This is a genomic window from Bradyrhizobium sp. I71, from assembly GCF_022354745.1.
GTDB classification, from domain to species: domain Bacteria; phylum Pseudomonadota; class Alphaproteobacteria; order Rhizobiales; family Xanthobacteraceae; genus Bradyrhizobium; species Bradyrhizobium liaoningense.
Genome location: NZ_CP059398.1, coordinates 3,124,250 through 3,144,560 on the forward strand (window position 1 = coordinate 3,124,250; position 20,311 = coordinate 3,144,560).

General features: G+C 64.4%; 15 protein-coding genes. 9 read left to right on the top strand and 6 right to left on the bottom strand.

Annotation, left to right across the window (positions count from 1 at the left end; genetic code table 11):
- Positions 1-119 precede the first annotated feature (119 nt).
- Positions 120-1,379, bottom strand: a complete 1,260-nt coding sequence (gene urtA / locus FJV43_RS15255; protein ID WP_028180849.1) for an urea ABC transporter substrate-binding protein — start codon at positions 1,377-1,379, stop codon at positions 120-122.
- Between the two features lie 169 nt (positions 1,380-1,548).
- On the opposite strand from urtA, the gene FJV43_RS15260 reads away from it, so the two are divergent.
- Entirely contained in the window at positions 1,549-4,920 is a 3,372-nt protein-coding gene (locus FJV43_RS15260; RefSeq protein ID WP_239628167.1) for an ATP-binding protein, read from the top strand.
- The gene (locus tag FJV43_RS15265) at positions 4,910-5,830 is read left to right on the top strand and encodes a response regulator (RefSeq protein ID WP_035672991.1); all 921 of its coding nucleotides are present in this window, start codon (positions 4,910-4,912) and stop codon (positions 5,828-5,830) included. Before FJV43_RS15260 ends, FJV43_RS15265 begins: the two co-directional genes overlap by 11 nt.
- A 226-nt stretch (positions 5,831-6,056) precedes the next feature.
- Here the strand turns inward: FJV43_RS15265 and FJV43_RS15270 are convergent, their stop codons facing one another.
- Both FJV43_RS15270 and FJV43_RS15275 read right to left on the bottom strand, forming a co-directional pair.
- Positions 6,057-7,559 (bottom strand): NAD(P)/FAD-dependent oxidoreductase, encoded by a 1,503-nt coding sequence (locus FJV43_RS15270; RefSeq protein WP_239628168.1) that lies wholly within the window; start codon positions 7,557-7,559, stop codon positions 6,057-6,059.
- 125 nt (positions 7,560-7,684) lie between these two features.
- Positions 7,685-8,443 (bottom strand): trypsin-like serine protease, encoded by a 759-nt coding sequence (locus tag FJV43_RS15275; RefSeq protein WP_239628170.1) that lies wholly within the window; start codon positions 8,441-8,443, stop codon positions 7,685-7,687.
- Positions 8,444-8,553: 110 nt separating this feature from the next.
- On the opposite strand from FJV43_RS15275, the gene FJV43_RS15280 reads away from it, so the two are divergent.
- Complete coding sequence (locus FJV43_RS15280) at positions 8,554-9,189, top strand: HAD-IA family hydrolase (protein ID WP_239628172.1); 636 nt, start codon at positions 8,554-8,556, stop codon at positions 9,187-9,189.
- Between the two features lie 101 nt (positions 9,190-9,290).
- Here the strand turns inward: FJV43_RS15280 and mtnA are convergent, their stop codons facing one another.
- From mtnA to FJV43_RS15295, 3 genes are all read right to left on the bottom strand, one after another.
- Positions 9,291-10,397, bottom strand: coding sequence for an S-methyl-5-thioribose-1-phosphate isomerase (gene mtnA / locus FJV43_RS15285; RefSeq protein WP_239628173.1), 1,107 nt, complete (start codon positions 10,395-10,397; stop codon positions 9,291-9,293).
- An 18-nt stretch (positions 10,398-10,415) separates the two neighbouring features.
- Complete coding sequence (locus FJV43_RS15290) at positions 10,416-11,291, bottom strand: S-methyl-5'-thioadenosine phosphorylase (RefSeq protein WP_239628176.1); 876 nt, start codon at positions 11,289-11,291, stop codon at positions 10,416-10,418.
- 174 nt (positions 11,292-11,465) lie between these two features.
- Complete coding sequence (locus FJV43_RS15295) at positions 11,466-11,738, bottom strand: phosphopantetheine-binding protein (RefSeq protein ID WP_028180428.1); 273 nt, start codon at positions 11,736-11,738, stop codon at positions 11,466-11,468.
- Positions 11,739-12,094: 356 nt separating this feature from the next.
- Between FJV43_RS15295 and FJV43_RS15300 the strand changes: the two genes are divergently transcribed.
- From FJV43_RS15300 to FJV43_RS15325, 6 genes are all read left to right on the top strand, one after another.
- Positions 12,095-13,312, top strand: a complete 1,218-nt coding sequence (locus FJV43_RS15300; protein WP_239628177.1) for an acyl-CoA dehydrogenase family protein — start codon at positions 12,095-12,097, stop codon at positions 13,310-13,312.
- 56 nt (positions 13,313-13,368) lie between these two features.
- On the top strand, positions 13,369-14,349 hold the full coding sequence (locus FJV43_RS15305) for an amino acid--[acyl-carrier-protein] ligase (RefSeq protein ID WP_239628179.1): 981 nt from the start codon (positions 13,369-13,371) through the stop codon (positions 14,347-14,349).
- 36 nt (positions 14,350-14,385) lie between these two features.
- A complete protein-coding gene (locus tag FJV43_RS15310; RefSeq protein WP_239628181.1) occupies positions 14,386-15,261 on the top strand; it encodes an acyl-CoA acyltransferase in 876 nt (291 codons plus the stop codon).
- Between the two features lie 327 nt (positions 15,262-15,588).
- Positions 15,589-18,456, top strand: a complete 2,868-nt coding sequence (locus FJV43_RS15315; protein WP_239628183.1) for a PAS-domain containing protein — start codon at positions 15,589-15,591, stop codon at positions 18,454-18,456.
- A gap of 205 nt (positions 18,457-18,661) precedes the next feature.
- Positions 18,662-19,639, top strand: a complete 978-nt coding sequence (locus tag FJV43_RS15320) for a tripartite tricarboxylate transporter substrate binding protein (protein ID WP_239628184.1) — start codon at positions 18,662-18,664, stop codon at positions 19,637-19,639.
- Between the two features lie 186 nt (positions 19,640-19,825).
- On the top strand, positions 19,826-20,311 hold the full coding sequence (locus FJV43_RS15325) for a tripartite tricarboxylate transporter TctB family protein (protein WP_239628185.1): 486 nt from the start codon (positions 19,826-19,828) through the stop codon (positions 20,309-20,311).

Sequence of the window (20,311 nt, forward strand, 5' to 3'; positions counted from 1 at the left end):
TCCGTCGAGATGGGGTCCCGCGTCGCGAGCAGGTGCGCGACGCGGGGGCTTGAGGCATGGACTTGCGATCCACGCCAGGGAGCGGCTTGGTATCGGGGAGAAAGCGCGACGGATGCCGCTTACTGGTAACCCTTCGGGAACGGATCGGGCTCGACGAGATCGGCGGTCTCGTAGATCAGCTCGAACTGGCCATCGAGCTTGGCGCGACCCACCCGGGTCTTCGACCAGAGATGATGGTTCTCGTGGATGCGGACGTAACCTTCCGGGGCCCCCTTGAACTCGACACCGGGCGACGCCGCCGCGATCTTGTCGACGTCGAAGGAGCCAGCCTTCTCGACCGTCAGCTTCCACAGCCACGGTCCGAGATAGGCAGCCTGGGTGACGTCTCCGATCACGGTCTTCTCGCCCCACATCTTCTTGAAGGCGGGCACGAAGGCCTTGTTGTTGGGATTGTCGAGCGACTGGAAGTACTTCATGCAGGCGTACGCGCCCGCAATGTTCTCGCCACCGATGCCGTCGATTTCGTCCTCGGTGACCGAGATCGTCAGCAGCGGCTGCTTGGCGAGGTCGATGCCGGCGGCCTTGAGCTGCTTGTAGAAGGCGACGTTGGAGCCGCCGACGACGTCGGTGAAGATCACGTCGGGCTTGGTCAGCTTGATCTTGTTGATGACCGAGTTGAACTGCGTCGAGCCGAGCGCATAGTACTCCTCGCCGACGACCTTGCCCTTCAGGACGTTCTCGACGTGCTTGCGCGCGATCTTGTTCGAGGTGCGCGGCCAGATGTAGTCGGAGCCGATGAAGAAGAACGTCTTCGCGCCCTTCTCCTTGGCGATCCAGTTCAGGCCGGCGAGAATCTGCTGGGTCGCCTCCTGGCCGGTGTAGATCACGTTCTTGGACTGCTCGAGGCCTTCGTAGAAGGTCGGGTAGTAGAGCATGCCGTTGTACTGCTCGACGACCGGCAGCACCGCCTTGCGCGAGGCCGAGGTCCAGCAGCCCATGATGGCCGCGACCTTGTCGTTGACCAGCAGCTTCTTGGCCTTTTCGGCGAAGGTCGGCCAATCGGAGGCGCCGTCCTCCTGGATGAACTTGATCTTGCGCCCGAGGACGCCGCCCGCCGCGTTGATCTGCTCGATCGCGAGCTTTTCGGCCTCGATCGAGCCGGTCTCGGAGATCGCCATGGTGCCGGTCGCCGAGTGCAGGATGCCGACCGTCACCTCGGTGTCGGTGACCGCGAGACCCGTGGTGTTGACCGCCGAGGTCGCCGGGGCCTGCGCAAAGGATGCCCGCGGCAGCATCGTGACGGCCGGCACGGCCGCCATCCCCATCAACAATTTGCGCCGAAGCGGCGACAACAGGCCCTTGTTTGCTTCGTCTGACATGAGCACCCCACTTTTGTTCGAGAACGCGCTATTGGTGCCGTGAGGATGGCTCGAATTTATGCAGCGCAAGCATACGCAAGATCGCGTATACTGCACCGCAAAATGCCGACGTAGGCTTCTGGTACGGAATTTGCGAGGGGTCCGGGTCCGTATCGGGAGTGGGGGTTCAGTGGCAGGGCGGCAGCGAATAGACCGCGTCAGGCGCCAGTACAACCAATGGGTCGCCAACCAGACTCTGGAAGACTACGCCCTGCGGTTCACCGCCAAGAGCGCACGCCGCTGGTCCGCCGCCCGCGTCGCCAACACGGCCCTGGGCGCGATCTCGTTCCTGGCGATGGAGGCGATCGGCGGCACCATCACGCTGAACTATGGCGTCACCAACGCGACTGCCGCCATCCTCGTGGTTTCGATCATCATCTTCTGCTGCGGGGTGCCCATTGCGTATTATGCGGCCAAGTGCGGCATCGACATCGACCTGCTGACGCGGGGCGCCGGCTTCGGCTACATCGGATCGACCGTCACATCGCTGATCTACGCGTCCTTCACCTTCATCTTCTTTGCGATCGAGGCCGTGATCCTCGCGTCCGCACTCGAAATGTGCTTCGGGATTCCGCGGCCGGTCGGCTATCTCATCAGCGCCGTCGTCATCATCCCGCTGGTGGCCTACGGCATCACGCTGATCAGCCGCTTCCAATTGTGGACGCAACCGCTATGGGTGATCCTTCACATCATTCCGTTCGCGGCGATTGCCTGGCACAACCCGCACTCCTTTGCGGAATGGCGCAAGTTCTCGGGCGAGCACGGCGATCTCAACGGACATTTCGATCTGTTGCTGTTCGGCGTTGCGGCCTCGGTGGTGTTTTCCCTGGTGGCGCAGATCGGTGAGCAGGTCGACTTCCTGCGCTTTCTGCCGCGCGACCGCCGCGCCTCGAGGTTTTCCTGGTGGATGGCGCTGATGAGCGCAGGACCGGGCTGGATCGTGCTCGGCGCGCTGAAGCTCCTGGCCGGCTCGTTTCTCGCCTTCTTCGCGCTCAGCCACGGCGTGCCTCCCGAGGAGGCCGCCGAGCCGGCGCACATGTATCTCGAAGCGTTCCGCTATGTGCTGTCGCAGCCCGAGCTCGCACTGGCGTTGACCGGCACCTTCGTGATCCTGTCGCAGGTCAAGATCAACGTCACCAACGCCTATGCCGGCTCGATCGCCTGGTCGAACTTCTTCTCGCGTTTGACCCACAGCCATCCCGGGCGCGTGGTCTGGCTGGTCTTCAACGTCATCGTGGCACTGCTGTTGATGGAGATCGGCGTCTACAAGGCCCTGGAGCAGACGCTGGCGCTCTATTCGAACGTCGCGATCGCCTGGGTCGGCGCGCTGGTCGCCGATCTCGTCGTCAACAAGCCGCTTGGATTGCGGCCGCAGCAGATCGAATTCAAGCGCGCGCATCTCTACGACGTCAATCCGGTCGGCGTCGGCGCGATGACGATCGCAACCGTCGTCTCCATCAGCGCCTTTTACGGCCTGTTCGGACCTACCGCGAGGGCGCTGTCGGCCTTCATAGCGCTCGCAGTGGCCTTCCTCGCCGCGCCGTTGATTGCCTGGGCCACGGACGGCAAGTACTACATCGCGCGCAAGCCGAAGCGGAGTTGGCAGAACCTCGAGGCGATCCAGTGCTGTATCTGCGAGCACGCGTTCGAGCCGGAGGACATGGCCTCCTGTCCCGCTTACGCAGGGCCGATCTGCTCGCTGTGCTGTTCGCTGGACGCGCGCTGCCACGACCTCTGCAAGCCGCATGCACGAATCCAGGCGCAAGTGGCAGAGACGCTGGGCAAGCTGATGCCGCAACCGATCTACGCCCGGATCAACTCGCAGCTCGGCCACTATATCGGCGTGTTCGTGGTCTCCGCCGGCCTGGTCGCCCTGGTGCTGGGACTGATCTATCTGCAGACATCGGCGAGCGTCCATGGCGAGAACGAGCTCGTCTCCGACGTGCTGTGGAAGGTGTTCTTCTCGCTCAGCATCATCATCGGCGTGGTTGCCTGGCTGTTCGTGCTGGCACAGCAGAGCCGCCGCGCCGCCGAGGCCGAGACGCGGCGGCAGACCACGCTCCTGATCCAGGAGATCGACGCGCACAAGCGCACCGACGCCGAGCTCCAACGTGCCAAGGAGGTCGCCGAATCCGCCAATTTGGCCAAGAGCCGCTACGTGGTGGGCCTGAGCCATGAGCTGCGCTCGCCGCTGAACGCGATCAGCGGCTATGCCCAGCTGCTCGAGCAGGATACGACACTGGGCCCGAAGCCGCGCGACCAGGTCCGCGTCGTCCGCCGCAGCGCCGACCACCTGTCCGGCCTGATCGACGGCATCCTGGACATCTCCAAGATCGAGGCCGGGCGGCTGTATCTGTCGCGCGACGAGGTGCACCTCGGCGAATTCCTCGATCAGCTCGTCGGCATGTTCCGCCTTCAGGCCGCAGCCAGGGGCGTCGATTTCGTGTTCGGGCGGCCGGCGTCGTTGCCGCGCGTGGTCTATGCCGACGAGAAGCGTCTGCGTCAGGTGCTGATCAACCTGCTCTCGAACGCCATCAAGTTCACCCAGGCGGGCAGTGTGCAGTTCGTGGTGCACTATCGCAGCCCAGTTGCCGAGTTCGAGGTGATCGACACCGGCCCCGGCATCCGGGGCGACGATCTCGAACGCATCTTCGCACCCTTCGAGCGCGGTGCGCTCGGCGTCTCGCAGCCGCAGACCGGGACCGGGCTCGGCCTGACCATCAGCCGCCTGCTCGCCGGCGTGATGGGCGGCGATATCAAGGTCACGAGCACGGTCGGCACCGGATCAACGTTCAAGGTCAAGGTCCTGCTCTCGGAGGTCACCAATCCCCGGCGCATCGCGCCGGTCGAGGCCCCGGTCTCCGGCTATCACGGCGCGCGCAAGACCATCCTCGTTACCGACGATGACCCCGTGCATCGCGATCTCCTGCGCGAGGTGCTGACGCCGCTCGGTTTCATCCTGCTCAGCGCGCCGGACGGCGCTGGCTGCCTCGCGCTGGCACAGCATTGCCGGCCCGATCTGTTCCTGCTCGACATCTCGATGCCTGCCATGGACGGTTGGACCGTGGCCGAGGCCTTGCGCGCGAGCGGCCATCACCAGGCGCGCATCCTCATGGTGTCGGCAAGCGCGTTGGAGGCCCACGGCGCTCCGCTGGCGCAACCTTTCCACGACGGCTATCTGATGAAGCCGATCGACATCCCGCGGCTCCTGGAGACGATCCGCCACCTGCTCAAGATCGAATGGCAATACGGTTCGGACGAGATCGCGGTGCCGTTCTGGCGTCCCGAGACCGGATCAAAGCCGCCGGTGCGGCACATCGAGGCGCTGATCGGGCTCGGCCAGATCGGCTACGTCAAGGGTATCCAGTTGAAGCTGGACGAGATCGGCAGCGAACATCCTGAGCATGCCGACTTCGTCGCGCAGATGCGGTCGCTGGTCGATCGCTTCGATCTCGACCAGTACATGGCCACATTGAAGACGTTGCACGCGTATGAACATTGAGTCGAAGAAGCGCGACGTCGCGCTCGTTGTCGATGACTCTCCGGAGACGCTGCGGCTGCTCACCGACGCGCTCGACGGCGCCGGCATGACGGTCATGGTGGCGCTCGACGGCGCCGCGGCGATGCGCATCATCGACCAGATCACGCCCGACATCATTCTGCTCGATGCCGTGATGCCCGGCATCGACGGCTTCGAGACCTGCCGCCGGCTCAAGCGCGATGCCGGTCTCGCCAACGTGCCCGTGATCTTCATGACGGGCCTTGCCGAGACCGAACACATCGTGCGCGGGCTTGAAGCTGGCGGCGTCGACTACGTGACCAAACCGATCGTGATCGAGGAAATGCTGGCGCGTATCCGCGTCCATCTCGGCAATGCCCGGCTGACCCAGAGCGCCCGGACCGCGCTCGACGTCTCCGGCCGGTTCTTGTTCGCGGTCAACCGCCAGGGCAACGTGCTGTGGGCGACGCCGCAGGCGCAGAAATTGCTGTCCGACCATCACGGCGCGCAGGCCGACGATTTCGTCCTGCCCCCAGCGCTGCTGCAATGGCTGGAGCAGGCCAAGGCCAAGGGCAGCTCGAAGTCGCAAGGCGCCTCCTTGCCCGACAATCCGCAACTTCGGCTCTTCTACATGGGTGAGACCGCGCCGAACGAGTTCCTGCTGCGGCTCTCCAGGGAGTCCGGCACCGCGCTGCCACCCGAATTCACCAGCGAGCTCGGCCTTACCACGCGCGAGGGAGAGGTTCTGGCCTGGCTCAGCAAGGGCAAGACCAACCGCGACATCGCGCAGATTTTGGGTCTCAGCCCGCGCACGGTCGACAAGCATCTCGAACAGATCTACGCCAAGCTCGGCGTGGAGAACCGGACGGCCGCGGCGGCCATTGCGGCGAATGCGACGAGGCGGAATTCGTGAGCGTGAGTTGACACGCCACCGACCCAACAACCGGTGTCGTCCCGGACAAGCGTAGCGCAGATCCGGGATCCATAACCACAGGGAATAGTTTCGGCGCGAGTTGGTAACTCCGAATCCCCGTAACCACCGCTCCCTGTGATTAGGGGTCCTGGGTTCGCTTCGCGCCCCGGGACGACAGTGGAGTGTGTGGCGAGCGCGTCCACCGCAACTTCCGCCTCCGCCCCACTCACCCGTAAACGAACGCCTTGTCGTCCAGGTCCGTCTTCGGGATCTCGTCCTTCTCGATCCAGTAATCCTGGCTGTGCTGCCATTCCGGCTTGTCGCCGCGCTTGGGCAACAGGCCCATGTTGCGCATCATGTAGCCGGGGTTGAAGTTCTCCGGATCGATCCAGGGCAGGATCGGCATGTTGTGGTCTTCGGGGCGCAGTTTCACCTCGACCTTCCTCGCGCCCTTCGCCTTCATGTGACCGAGCAACCGGCAGACGAAATCGGCGACGAGATCGACGCGCAGCGTCCAGCTGGCGCGGAAATAGCCGAACACCCAGACCATGTTCGGAACGCCCGTGAACATCATGCCGCGATAGGTGACGGTGTCGCCGAAGGCGAGCGGCTTGCCGTCGATCTCGAAAGCGATGTCGCCGAGCGCGGCGAGATTGAAGCCGGTTGCGGTCACGATGATTTCGGCTTCGAGCAGCTTGCCCGATTTCAGCTGGATGCCGTTCTCGACGAAGCACTCGATCTCGTCGGTGACGACGGAGGCCTTGCCGCTGGCAATGCCCTTGAACAGGTCGGCATCCGGCACGAAGGCGATGCGCTGCCGCCACGGCCGGTAGGTCGGCGTGAAGTGTGTCTCGACGTCGTAATCGGGACCGAGCACGGCGCTGATCTGGCCGATCAGCTCCTTCTTCACCTGCTCGGGCTTGGACACGCAGAGCTTGGTGAAGGCATCCTGCTCGAACAGGATCTTGCGGCGGACGATCTCGTGGATCCAGGCCTCGTCGACCTGGAGCCGGCGCAATTCCTCGGCAATCTCGATGGCGTTGCGCCCCAAGCGGAAATAGGTCGGCGAGCGCTGGAGCATGGTGACATGCGTGCATTTGTCCGCGATGTTCGGCACCAGCGTTGCCGCCGTCGCACCCGAGCCGATCACCACCACCTTCTTGTTCGCGAGGTCAATGTCGTCGGGCCATGTCTGCGGATGGACGATGCGGCCCTTGAAGCGGTCCATGCCCTTCCATTGCGGCGTGTAGCCTTCTGAGTGGCGATAATAGCCCTGGCACATCCAGAGGAAGTTGGCGGTGAATGCTCTGGACTCGCCGGTGTCGGTCGTTACCGCTTCGATGGTCCAGAGATTGCGCTCGCTCGACCAGCTCGCCGAATTGATCTTGTGCTTGTAGCGGATGTGCCGCGCGATATCGTTGTCATCGATCACCTCTTTCATATAGGAGAGGATTTCCTCGGCGGTCGCAATCGGCGGACCGACCCACGGCTTGAAGCTGTAACCGAAGGTATGGAGATCGCTGTCGGAACGAATGCCGGGATAGCGATGTGTGCTCCAGGTGCCGCCGAATGTCTCCTGCGTCTCCAGGATGACGTAGCTCGTGCCCGGAAGCTGCTTCTGGATGTGATAGGCGCTACCGATGCCGGAGATGCCGGCGCCGACGATCAGCACGTCGAAATGTTCAGAAGCCTGTTTGGCCGTGGCGTGACTGCGAACAGCGACATTCATTGTTGTTTCTATGCCTTGCTTGTTTTTGTGGCCGTCCTTGACCGGACGGCGCGTTTCCTCCGCGCCGGGCAGCTTCGCCCGCCGCGCTTCCGCTACAAAATGACATAGATCAAGTCGCGGTCAAATCACAGCGCCGCACCCCAGCTCCGCGCGGTCTGCAAGATCCAGTCGCGATAGAGCGTGAGCGGCGTGACGCCGGTCAATCCGCCGCAACCGGCGGCGCCGTTCGGCCCTGTCGACCAGCTGATGAGCCCGACGAGCACGGGACCATTCGGCCTGTCCTCGAACACGGGGCCGCCGGAATCGCCGGTGCAGGCGCCAATTCCGTCGCGAACACCGTTGGTTACGGGATCAACCAGGCGAATCTGGAGCGTGCCGGGCTGCCCTGTGGCTACGAGGCCGGCAACGCGCGTCGTGCCGCCGCTCTTGCCTTCACCGCGCACGGTGACGCCGATGCCGGCAATGACGAAGCGGCTGCCGACCTGAATTGGAATCGTCGGCGTGCCGACCGTCACCGTGGATTTTCCCTTGAATGGAATTTCCAGCTGCAGCAGCGCCACGTCGGCGGTGGCGCGGTGCGCCTGCATCGCTTGCATATTGAAATTCGGATGGATCGCGACGGCGCGGACGTTCAGCAATTGCGGCTGGCCGTCCGCGCCGCGATCGACGATCTTGTAGTCGGCGCCGGGCTGCACGCAATGAGCGACTGTCAACACCACCTTCGAGGTGATCAGGCTGCCGGTGCAGAAATTGCCCCGCGATCCGACGATGGTGACGACGGCGCGCGCGACACCATCGGCCTGCGGCGTGCCGCCGCCGACGATGGCGTGGGCAGGCGTGGCGAGCAGCGTCGCTGCTGCGATGAACGTGGCGAGCTTCTTCATGGGAACACGCTTTGGCGTCAGCATCGGTGAAGGAGGGAGACGGCTTCGGACTGGCTCTTGCCGATAGCGCATGCTAGCCCTCTTGGAAAGGAATTGACGAGGGCAGGACATTGACGATCGAGGCTGTAATCTTTGATTTTGGCGGCGTGCTGACGAGCTCACCATTCGAGGCGTTCACGCGGTTCGAGACCGAGCGCGGCCTGCCCATCGACATCATCCGGCGCACCAACGCCGCCAACCATCTGGAGAACGCCTGGGCCAAGTTCGAGCGGGCCGAGGTGGACATCGACACCTTCGACGAATTGTTCGCCGCCGAATCGCTCGCGCTTGGCGCGGAAGTGCGCGGCCGTGACGTGCTGCCGCTGCTGCAGGGCGATCTGCGCCCGGAGATGGTCGAGGCTCTGAAGCGCATCAAGGCGCAGTTCAAGACCGGCTGCATCACCAACAATTTGCCGGCGAACGCCATCGGCAGCATGACGGGACGCTCCCTCTACATCGCCGAAGTGATGGTGCTGTTCGATCACGTCATCGAATCCGCCAAGATCGGACTGCGCAAGCCTGACCCGCGCATCTACGCGCTAATGGTAGACACACTGAAGGTCGATCCGAAGGACTGCGTCTATCTCGACGATCTCGGCGTCAACCTCAAGCCCGCGCGCGAGATGGGCATGACCACCATCAAGGTGACGAGCGGCGCACAGGCGATCGCCGAGCTGGAAGCGGCGACTGGGCTGAAGCTCAACTAGCGCAACTCATTCCGCAACCGTAGGGTGGGCAAAGTGCAGCGTGCCCACCACCAGCATATGGTGGGCACGGCGCTTCGCGCCTTTGCCCACCCTACGGGAGCCTACTCCGCCGCAGCGGCGATGCGCTCGGGAAACGCCGCCGCCAGGGAGTCGCGATCCGCCTTCAGCACGCCGCGTTCGGTGATGAGGCCGGTGACGAGCCGCGCCGGCGTCACGTCGAACGCGTAGTTCGCGACCGGCGAGTTCTCCGGGACGATACGAACCGTCTCCAGCCTTCCATCGGCGGTACGGCCGGTCATGTCAGTGACCTCCGTGCCGCTGCGCTGCTCGATCGGGATGTCGCGAATGCCGTCATGGACGGCGAAGTCGATCGTCGGCGACGGCAGCGCGACGTAGAACGGCACGCCATTGTCATGCGCAGCAAGCGCCTTCAGATAGGTGCCGATCTTGTTGCAGACGTCGCCATTGGCGGCGACGCGGTCGGTGCCGACGATGGCAAGATCGACCATGCCATGCTGCATCAGGTGTCCGCCGGTATTGTCCGGGATCACGGTGTGCGGCACGCCGTGATGGCCGAGTTCCCAGGCCGTCAGCGAGGCGCCCTGGTTGCGCGGACGGGTCTCGTCGACCCAGACATGGATCTGGAGGCCGCGCTCATGCGCGAGATAGATCGGCGCCGTCGCCGTGCCCCAATCGACGGTGGCGAGCCAGCCGGCGTTGCAATGGGTCAGCACGTTGACCGCCTGCCCCGGCTTCTTCGCCGCGATTGCCTCGATCAGCTTCAGACCGTTGCCGGCAATGCCGCGATTGATCTCGACGTCCTGCTCGACGATCTCGTCGGCGCGCGCATAGGCCACTTCGGCCCTTTCAAGGGGGTCGATCGGCGCGAGCGTCGCCCGCATCTCGTCCAGGGCCCATTTCAGATTGATCGCGGTCGGCCGCGCCACGACGAGCGCGTCATAGGCGCGTTTCAGGCCTGCATCCGAGGCATCCTCGCGCATCGCGAGTGCCATTCCATAGGCCGCGGTGGCACCGATCAGCGGCGCGCCGCGCACCAGCATGTCGCGGATCGCGGTGGCCGCGTCCTCGCAGGAGGTGAGGCGCGCGATGACGAACTCGTGCGGCAATCGGCGCTGGTCGATCGCACCGACCGACCAGCCGTCACGCACGCGCCAGATGCTGCGGAAATGCTTGCCGTCGACCTTCATAGCATTCTGCCTTTCACATCACGCCCGCAGGATTCGGCCTGCCACAGCGTCGAGCTTCTTCAGAAGCTCCGGATCGCGCGCCTCCGGCGCCGTGATCAGCGCGGTGTCGAGCGCACGGTCCGAACCAATCGGGCACGGCTCGTGCTCGCGCGGAAAATCCTTTGCCAGCCGCGCCACCAGCGCCTTCGCCTTGTCGGCGTTCGAGGTCAGCACGCGGATGATGTCCTGAACGGTGACGGCATCGTGATCGGGATGCCAGCAGTCGAAATCAGTCACCATCGCGACCGTGGCGTAGCAGATCTCCGCCTCGCGTGCGAGCTTCGCCTCGGGCATGTTGGTCATGCCGATCACGGAATAGCCTGATGTCTTGTAGGTCGTGCTTTCCGCATAAGTGGAGAATTGCGGCCCTTCCATGCAGACATAGGTGCCGCCGCGCGCGACCGCGATGCCCTCGGCTTCGGCCGCCGCCGCGAGATGGATGCGCAGCCGCGGCGAGACCGGATGCGCCATCGACACATGCGCGACGCAGCCGCGGCCGAAGAACGAGCTCTCTCGCTTGTAGGTACGGTCGACGAACTGGTCGACGAGAACGAAAGTCCCGGGCGGCAGTTCCTCCCTGAAGGAGCCGCAGGCCGAGAGCGAGATCAGGTCGGTGACGCCGGCCCGCTTCAGCACGTCGATATTGGCGCGATAATTGATGTCGGAGGGGGACAGCCGGTGGCCCTTGTCATGCCGCGGCAGGAACACGATGGGCAGGCCGGCGATGGAGCCACGCCGCAAAGGCGCAGACGGCTCGCCCCAGGGGCTCTTGATCACCTCTTCGCGCGCACCCTCGAGGCCCGGGAGGTCATAGATGCCCGAGCCGCCGATGATACCCAATACCGCCTGCGTCATGCCCGCTCCAACCTGTCCGCCATGTGTGACATGGTTAAGCTATGCCAGCTTTGCGGCGGTTTTGGAACGGGTTGTTGGAGCAGAGGTACTGTGAAGGAGCGATGACGAGATCTCGCGCTCAGCGTCGTCCCTGCGTTCGGAGGGACGACGGCGAAGAAGGCAGTGGCGCCTAACCTACGCCGCGGTCGCCGGCTGCAGCTGGGTCGCGATCATCCGCTCCAGCGTCTCGACGGACTGGAAATTCTCCGGCGTGATCTCGGATTGCGGGATGGTGAAATCGAACTCGGCTTCGACGCCGAGCATCAGATTGACCATGTCCATCGACGTCAGGCCGACATCAACGAGCTTGGCGGAAGACGTGACGTCTGCGGTGAGTGAATTCTGTTCGAGGATGCCCTTCACCAGCTTGATGATGCGATTGCGCACGTCGGTATTGAAGGCCTGCATCGGCAAATTCCCATCTGTCTAACGAGGTCGGACCGGACTGCCGGCTACGATGGGCACGGCTCGCCGGTCCTGCAATGGGCATCACCAATACTTCGCGTTTCTTAGTAAACGATGACTCAGATTGTCCGGAATTCAGGCTTCTTCCAGAGTCCTAACGCGATGCCGGAGAATCCGGTGATGCAAACAACCGGCCCTTAACTGTTCGTCCGGAATTGGGCTTTGTTTACCCTCTATTTCATCGACGAATTTGAATTAAATCCGTAGCCTCGTCTCACAAGCAAAGATGGCCGGAGGATCACCGGCGGCATCGCGAATGATGCCGGCGATCTCGAACGGCAAAACGGAGGCGGACGAGCATGAACGTGCGTGAAGCGGTCCTTACTGTCGACGAGATGCAGACGAGCTTCCTCGAGCAGGGTCCCTCCCTGATCGAGCGCGCCGCCCGGACCGCCGCCGCTGCAGCGGCCGACGCAGACGGGGTCGATCGCGACGCCCGTTTCCCACACAAGGCGTTCGGGGTCGCACGTGAGCAGAAGCTGCTCGGCGTGATGGTTCCGGTCGAGTTCGGCGGCTTCGGCGCTTCGATCCATGACGTCACCGACATCTGCTACACGCTCGGACGCGCCTGCGCGTCCACCGCGATGATCTACGCGATGCACCAGACCAAGGTCGCCTGCATCATCAGGCACGGCCATGGCATTCCCTGGATGGAGACCATGATGCGCCGGGTCGCCCGCGACCAGTGGCTACTCGCCTCCTCCACCACCGAGGGCCAGAATGGCGGCAACATCCGCGCCAGCGCCGCTGCGGTCGATCATGCCGGCGACACCGTCTCGCTGGTGCGCGACGCCACCGTGATCTCCTACGGCGCCGAGGCCGACGGTCTCGTCACCATCGCCCGCCGCGCCACCGATGCGGCGGCCTCCGACCAGGTGCTGCTGGCGCTCGCCAGGGACGATTATTCGCTGAAGCGGACGCTGGGCTGGGAAACGCTCGGCATGCGCGGCACCTGCTCGACCGGGTTCGAGCTGAAGGTCGACTGCCCCGCCGACCGCGTGTTCCCTGAAGCCTATGACAAGATCCACGCCCAGACCATGACGCCGTTCGCGCATCTGTGCTGGTCGTCGGTCTGGGCCGGCATCGCCGCTGCGGCAGTGACCCGCGCGCAGGCCTTCATCCGCAAGGCGGCGCGTTCCTCCGGCGGCCAGATGCCTCCGGCCGCGGCGCACTTCACCGCAGCCAAGATGTCGCTGGCCAAGCTGCGCGCGCTGATCGCCGCCAACATCGACGCTTTCGCGCGGGCCGAGCATGACGAGCGTGCGCTCGCCTCGCTCGACTTCCAGTCCTCCATCACGCTGCTGAAAGTGCAGGCCTCCGAGCTTGCGGTCGAGACCGCGATGCATGCGATGCGCACCGCGGGTCTTTCCGGCTACCGCAACGACGGCGAGTTCACCATGGGTCGCCACCTGCGCGACGTGCTGTCGTCGCCGATCATGATCAACAACGACCGCATCCTCGCCAACGCCGCGACGTCGACGCTGATGAGCGGGGTGCCGACGAGCCTTCGCGACTGAAATGCCCCGGCGACTGAATCAACAAGAACAATTTTGAGATAGCAGGACATCGAACCATGAATATTGCCGTCCTCCCCGACTCGCCCGCCACCGCCCCGCAGATGATCGATCCGCTCGATCATCTCGCCGACAAGCTGTTCCACCGCATGGGGGCCGACGGCGTCTACGCCCGCACCGCACTCTATGAGGGGATCGTCGAGAAGCTCGCCGCGCTGATCACCAGCCATCGCGAGACCGGCACCGAGGTGATGCGCTTCCCGCCGGTCATGAGCCGCGCCCAGCTGGAAAAATCCGGCTACCTCAAGAGCTTTCCGAACCTGCTCGGCTGCGTCTGCGGCCTGCACGGCACCGAGCGCGAGATCAATGCCGCGGTGAGCCGCTTCGATGCCGGCGGCGACTGGACGAGTTCGCTGTCCCCCGCCGATCTCGTGCTGTCACCGGCCGCCTGCTATCCGGTCTACCCGATCGCGGCGAGCCGTGGCCAATTGCCGAAGGGCGGCCTGCGCTTCGACGTCGCGGCGGATTGCTTCCGCCGCGAGCCGTCGAAGCATCTCGACCGGCTGCAATCGTTCCGGATGCGCGAATATGTCTGCATCGGCAGCCCCGAGGACGTCGCCGACTTCCGCGAGCGCTGGATGGTGCGCGCGCAGGCGATCGCCCGCGACCTCGGCCTCACCTTCCGCGTCGATTACGCCAGCGATCCTTTCTTCGGCCGCGTCGGCCAGATGAAGGCGGTGAGCCAGAAGCAGCAGCAGCTCAAGTTCGAGCTCCTTATCCCGCTGCGCTCGGAAGAGCAGCCGACCGCCTGCATGAGCTTCAACTATCACCGCGAGCATTTCGGCACGACCTGGGGCATCCAGGACGCCAACGGCGAGCCGGCCCATACCGGCTGCGTTGCCTTCGGCATGGACCGCTTGGCCGTCGCCATGTTCCACACCCACGGCACCGACCTTTCCGCCTGGCCGGCGAAGGTGCGGGACATCCTGGGCTTGCAGCCGCAGGTCGCGGCCGAGGCTCATGGCGAAGGCTGGCGCTAAGGTAAGAGGTCGACCATTTCCACGGGCAAGACGAGCGTGATCCATACCAAGGTCCGATGCCGCGAGATCACCGAGTCCGACGTCGACAAGATCGCGGACTTGCTGACGCGCGGCTTCGCGGGACGTTCGCGCGAATACTGGGTTGAGGGCCTGCGGCGGCAGGCCTTCCGGCCCGTGCCGGAGGGCTATCCGCGCTTCGGCTACATGCTCGACGACGGCGGCACACCGGTCGGCGTGCTGCTCTTGATCTACACGGCGCGTAAGGATGGCGAAGAGACCGCCATCCGGTGCAACCTGTCGAGCTGGTATGTCGATCCGGCCTACCGCAACTACGCCCCGCTGCTGACCAAGATCGCCCAGCGGCACAAGGACGTCACTTATTTCAACATCAGCCCGGCGCCGTGGACCTGGCCGATCATCGAGACGCAGGGCTTTCGCGCCTATTGCCGCGGCATATTCTTCTCGGTCCCTCTGCTGGCGCGCGCTCCGCGCTGGAGCGAGATCGAGGTTATCGCGCCGCACGCCAAGGAGATCGAGGGGCTTTCCGACGCCGAGACCGAGCTCCTGACGCGGCATGCGCGCTACAATTGCCTCAGCCTCGTCTGCCGCACGCCGAAGGGAACGTTCCCCTTCATCCTGCAACCGGTTCGCATCCGCCGCGGTTTTATCGCACCGCCCGCGATGAAGCTGATCTATTGCCGAAGTGCCGAGGAATATGCCGAATGCGCCGGCCGCATCGGCCGGTTGCTGCTGCGGCTCGGCAAGGTCTCGGTGGCCGTCGATGCCAACGGTCCGGTTGCCGGCCTCGTCGGCATCTACACCGAGCGGCGCGGCCGCAAATACTTCAAGGGCCCGCACCGGCCGCAGCTTGGCGACCTCACGGACACGGAGCTCGTGCTGTACGGGCCGTAGTTAGACCTAGAGCCAACAGTCCAGCACCGTCATCCTGAGGTGCTCACCGCGCGCAGCGTGGTGAGCCTCGAAGGGTGAACGGCGGGATGCAGCCGGGCCGTCGTCCTTCGAGGCCTCCGCTTTCGCTCCGGCACCTCAGGATGACGGTGAAAGTTCGGTGCCTGAGGTACGGCTCCACCGTGCAGATCGCGGCACATACATCTTCACCATCGCCGGTCACCCTCCGTAAACTAACGCGCTTAAGGGAATTTTCCGGCCTCTTCGCTACCCTCGGCCGCTGAATTAGGTTGCTTTAAGTCTATTGCCTGCCGAGGTCCCGCCGAGCCCATGATGTCGACCCGCGACAACGAGCCTGGTGCACGCCGCGAGCAGGGCCCGGACGCCCTGGTCGTCCTGAGCCAGCTTGCGCTCGACCACATGGAGCAGGGCGTCTGCGTCTACGACGCCGACAACCGGATCGTGCTGGTGAACCAGCGCTACCTCACGCTGTTCGACATGTCGGCCGACATCGTGCGGGTCGGCACGAGCTACCGTGAGGTGCTTGAGCACAGCGCGAGGCGCGGCAACTTTCCGCAAGACGAGCTCGACGCGTTGTATTCGGCGCGGATCGCGCAGATCGCCGCGGGCATGCCGTTCCGGACCGAGCAGCGGCTTGCGAGCGGCCTCGTCATGTCGCTCGAGCTGAAGCCGCTCCCCGGCGGCGGCTGGATGACGATCTGCGACGATGTCAGCCGCCTCGCCCGGCTCGAAGCGGAATTATGCCTGCAGACCGAGCGGAGCCAGCACGCGCTCGCGAACATGTCGCATGGCCTCATCATGTACGACGTCGACAGCCGCGTCGTCCTCTGCAACGAACGGTTCCTGAAGCTCTACGATCTCGATCCCGAGATCGTGAAGCCGGGCGTCCCGCATTGTGCGGTGATCGAGCACTGGATGTCGCGCGGCAACCTGCCGGGCATGTCGAACGACGAATTTTACGAAAGCCGGCTGGAAGATGTGCGCCGCAGGAAGGCGAAAACCCTGCTGGTGATGCGTTACGACGGACGGATGGTCCAGGCGGTCTCCCGCTTCCTGCCCGACGGCGGCTGGGTGACGGTGCACGAGGACGTCACGGAGCGGCTGCAATACGAGGAAACGCTGAGGCAGCAGAACTTCATCCTCGATGCGGCGCTGGAGAACATGGCGCACGGGCTCGCCTTCTACGACAGCGACATGCGCCTTCGGGTCTGCAACGCCACCTACCGCAAGTTCTACCGGTTGTCGCCGGAGGAGACCAGGCCCGGCACGCATCTCGCCGAGCTGATCGAGCGTTCGATGGCGAAGGGCGCATTCTCCTCCGAATACAGTCCGCAACAGCTCCTCGAAGCCGCCTGCACGAGCATTGCGAAACGCGATTCCTCGCCAATGCGCCGGCGCATGGCGAACGACACCGTGGTGTCGGTGCGCTACTGCGCACTCGCCGAGGGCGGCTTCGTCGCCACCTATGAGGACATCACTGAGCGCGAGCACGCGGTCGAGGAGCTGGGCGAGCAATATCGGCGCTTCGACGCTGCATTGAACAACATGAGCCAGGGCCTGTGCATGCTCGATTCGAGCCTGCGCGTGATCGTCTGCAACCGCCGTTATCTCGAGATGTACGGGCTGTCGCCGGAGATCGTGAAGCCCGGCGTCTCGATGCGAGAGATCATGGAGTACGGCTGCGAGCTCGGCATCCATCCGAACATGACCGGCGCCAAGCTCTATGCCGACTATGTCGAGAGGTTGCGCGAGGGCGAGCACACGTTGCACCGGCACTTGAGCGACGGCCGCATCATCAAGCTCAATCACAAGCGGATGGAGCACGGCGGCTGGGTCGTCACCTACGAGGACGTCACCGAGCGTCACAAGGCCCAGGCCCGGGTGGCGCATATGGCGCAGCACGATTCGCTCACCGACCTGCCCAACCGCACGCTGTTCCGCGAGAAGATGGGCGAAGGACTGAACCAGGTCGCGATCGCCGGCGGCGCCATGGCCGTGCTGTGCTTCGACCTCGACAACTTCAAGACCGTCAACGATCGTCTCGGCCATGCCGCAGGCGACCGCCTGCTGCGCTGGGTCGCAGCACGCCTGAAGGAGAACGTCGGCGAGCACGATACCGTCGCCCGCCTCGGCGGCGACGAGTTCGCCATCCTCCAGCGCGGACCGCAGCCGCAATCGGCCGAGGAGCTCGCCCGCCGCCTCGTCGACATCATCGGTCATCCGCCGCCGCTGGAGAGCCAGTCGATCCATGTCGGCGTCTCCGTCGGCATCGCGATCGCACCCGACCATGGGCTCGATGCCGACGAGCTGATGAAATGCGCCGATCTCGCGCTGTACCAGGCCAAGGCCAGGGGGCGCGGAGCCTATCAGCTGTTCGAGCCCGAGATGGAGGAAGAGGCGCGCAGCCGGCACGCGCTGGAGCAGGATCTGGTTGGCGCGCTAGAAGGACGTGAATTCCACCTGGTGTTCCAGCCGCAGATGCGGCTCGATTCCTGCGAGCTCACCGGCTTCGAGGCACTTCTGCGCTGGAAACATCCCTCGCGCGGCTTCGTCGCTCCGGCCGAGTTCATTCCGATTGCAGAGGAGAACGGGCTGATCGTACCGATCGGCGAATGGGTGCTGCGCACGGCCTGCGCGGCCGCCGCGTCCTGGCCCGATGTCACCGTCGCGGTGAACCTGTCGCCGGTGCAGTTCCGCGCGCGCGGGCTGGTGGCGATGGTCACGAGCGCACTTGCAGAGGCAGGCCTGCCGCCGCAGCGGCTCGAGCTCGAGGTCACGGAGACGGCGCTGCTCGATGACAGCGAGGCGACGATCGAGATCCTGCACCAGCTCCGCACGTTAGGGGTGCGCGTCAGCCTCGACGATTTCGGCGTCGGCTATTCCTCGCTGAGCTATTTGCGCAAGTTTCCCTTCGACCGCATCAAGATCGACCGCTCCTTCGTCGGCACGCTCGGCGAAAGCCCGGAGAGCGTTGCCATCGTCCGAACGATCGCAAGCCTCGGCTCCGTGCTCGGCGTCGAGACCACGGCGGAGGGGGTGGAGACCGAGGAGCAGCTCGATTTCGTTCGCGAATGCGGCTGCACTGCCGTGCAGGGCTATTATTTCGGCAAGCCGTGTCTCGCATCGGAGGTCGGCCGCACCATCGAGAGGCTGAACATGGTCCGGCGCGTGGCCTAACGGCTTCTCCCCCCCTCAAATTCCGCCTCTCGGCACGCGGCCGAACGACGAATTGTCGCATCTGCCGGCTCTGCCGGCATGGCCCAACCGATCGCCACGTGCGGTCCGCGCAATGCGCTTTTCTTCTCCCGCGATTTCAGGAACAATCGTCTCACAAGAACAAGAGGCGGCGGCCCAAAGGGGCCGCTGCGAGGGAGGCGTTTCGATGTCGGGATACGGGCTGAAGACGATCGCATTTGCCGCGGCGTACGCTGTTATGGGCGCATTGTTCCCCACTGCCGCCGGTGCGCAGGACTATCCGAGCAAGCCGATCACGTTGATCGTGCCGTGGCCGGCCGGCGGATCGACCGATATCTCGATGCGCGCGATCGCCGACAGCGCCTCGAAGATCCTGGGTCAGCCGATCGTGATCGACAACAAGGCCGGCGGCGGCGGCACGGTGGGACCGGCGACCATGGCGGCGGCCGCGAAGCCTGACGGCTATACCATCTCGCAGATCCCGATCACGGTGTTCCGCCTGCCGCTGATGCAGGAGGTGTCGTGGGATCCGGCGAAGGACTTCAGCTACATCGTCCATCTCACCGGCTACACTTTCGGCGTCACGACCAGTGCCGAGTCGCAGTTCAAGAGCTGGAAGGACGTGGTGGAGTTCGCCAAGGCGAACCCGGGTAAGGTGACCTACGCCACGCCGGGTGCCGGCACTTCGCTGCATATCGGGATGGAGCAGATCGCGGGAATGGCCGGCATCAAGCTGACGCAGGTGCCGTTCAAGGGAGGTGCAGAGACCAATGCCGCCGTGCTGGGACAGCACACCATGCTTCAGGCGGATTCCACGGGATGGCGGCCGCTGGTCGATGCCGGCAAGCTCCGGCTCCTGATGGTATGGACCGGCGCCCGCTCGCCGAATTACCCTGATGTGCCGACACTGAAGGAACTCGGCTATCCCATGGTCTATGATTCTCCGTTCGGCATCGCCGGCCCGAAGGGGATGGATCCCAAGATCGTCGCCAAGTTGCACGATGCCTTCAAGAAGGCGCTCGAGGACCCCGCGGTGATCGCGACGCTCGCCAAATACGACATGGTGCCGAACTACAAGAACACTGAGGACTACAAGAAGTTCGTCGTCGAGGTCACGGAATCCGAACGCAAGGTGATCGGCACGCTCGGGCTCACGAAGAAGTAGAGCCAAGCCACCCGCGTGTCCCGGACGCGGTGCGGCGCTTCTTCAGCGATGCACCGCAGAGCCTGGACCACTTTTTTCGTTCACACTCATGGGCCCCGGCTCTGCAGCGCACCGCCATAGCGCGTCGAAGACGTGCATGAACGCACCTATGGCGCTACGCTGCGTCCGGGGCACGATAGGGAAGCGATGAACGACCAAACCAACGTCAAGCTCCGCCTCAGCAATTCCGAGCTCTGGGGCGGGGTGATCGGGCTTGCGCTTGGCGGCTTCGTGATCTGGTCGGGCTTGAAGCTCAGGCTCGGCACCATCAACGATCCCGGCTCCGGCTACGTGCTGTTCTATACGGGCATCCTGATGTGCGTGTTCGCAGGCACCATCATCGTCTCGGCGGTCACCGAGGGCGGTCCGACACTGGCCTCGCGCTGGGAGAATGTGCGCTGGAGCAAGCCGCTTCTCGTCATCGCCTGCCTCACCGCATTCTCGTTCGCGCTGGAGCCGCTCGGGTTCCTGTTGTCGTCGATCCCGCTGATGCTGCTGCTGTTGCGGCTGATCGATCCGGTGCGCTGGACTTTGGCGATCCCGATCGCCGTGCTGGTGCCATCAGGCATGTGGTGGGTGCTCAAGCGGCTGCTGTTGATCCAGTTGCCCTCAGGCCTGTTCGGGATCGGTTGA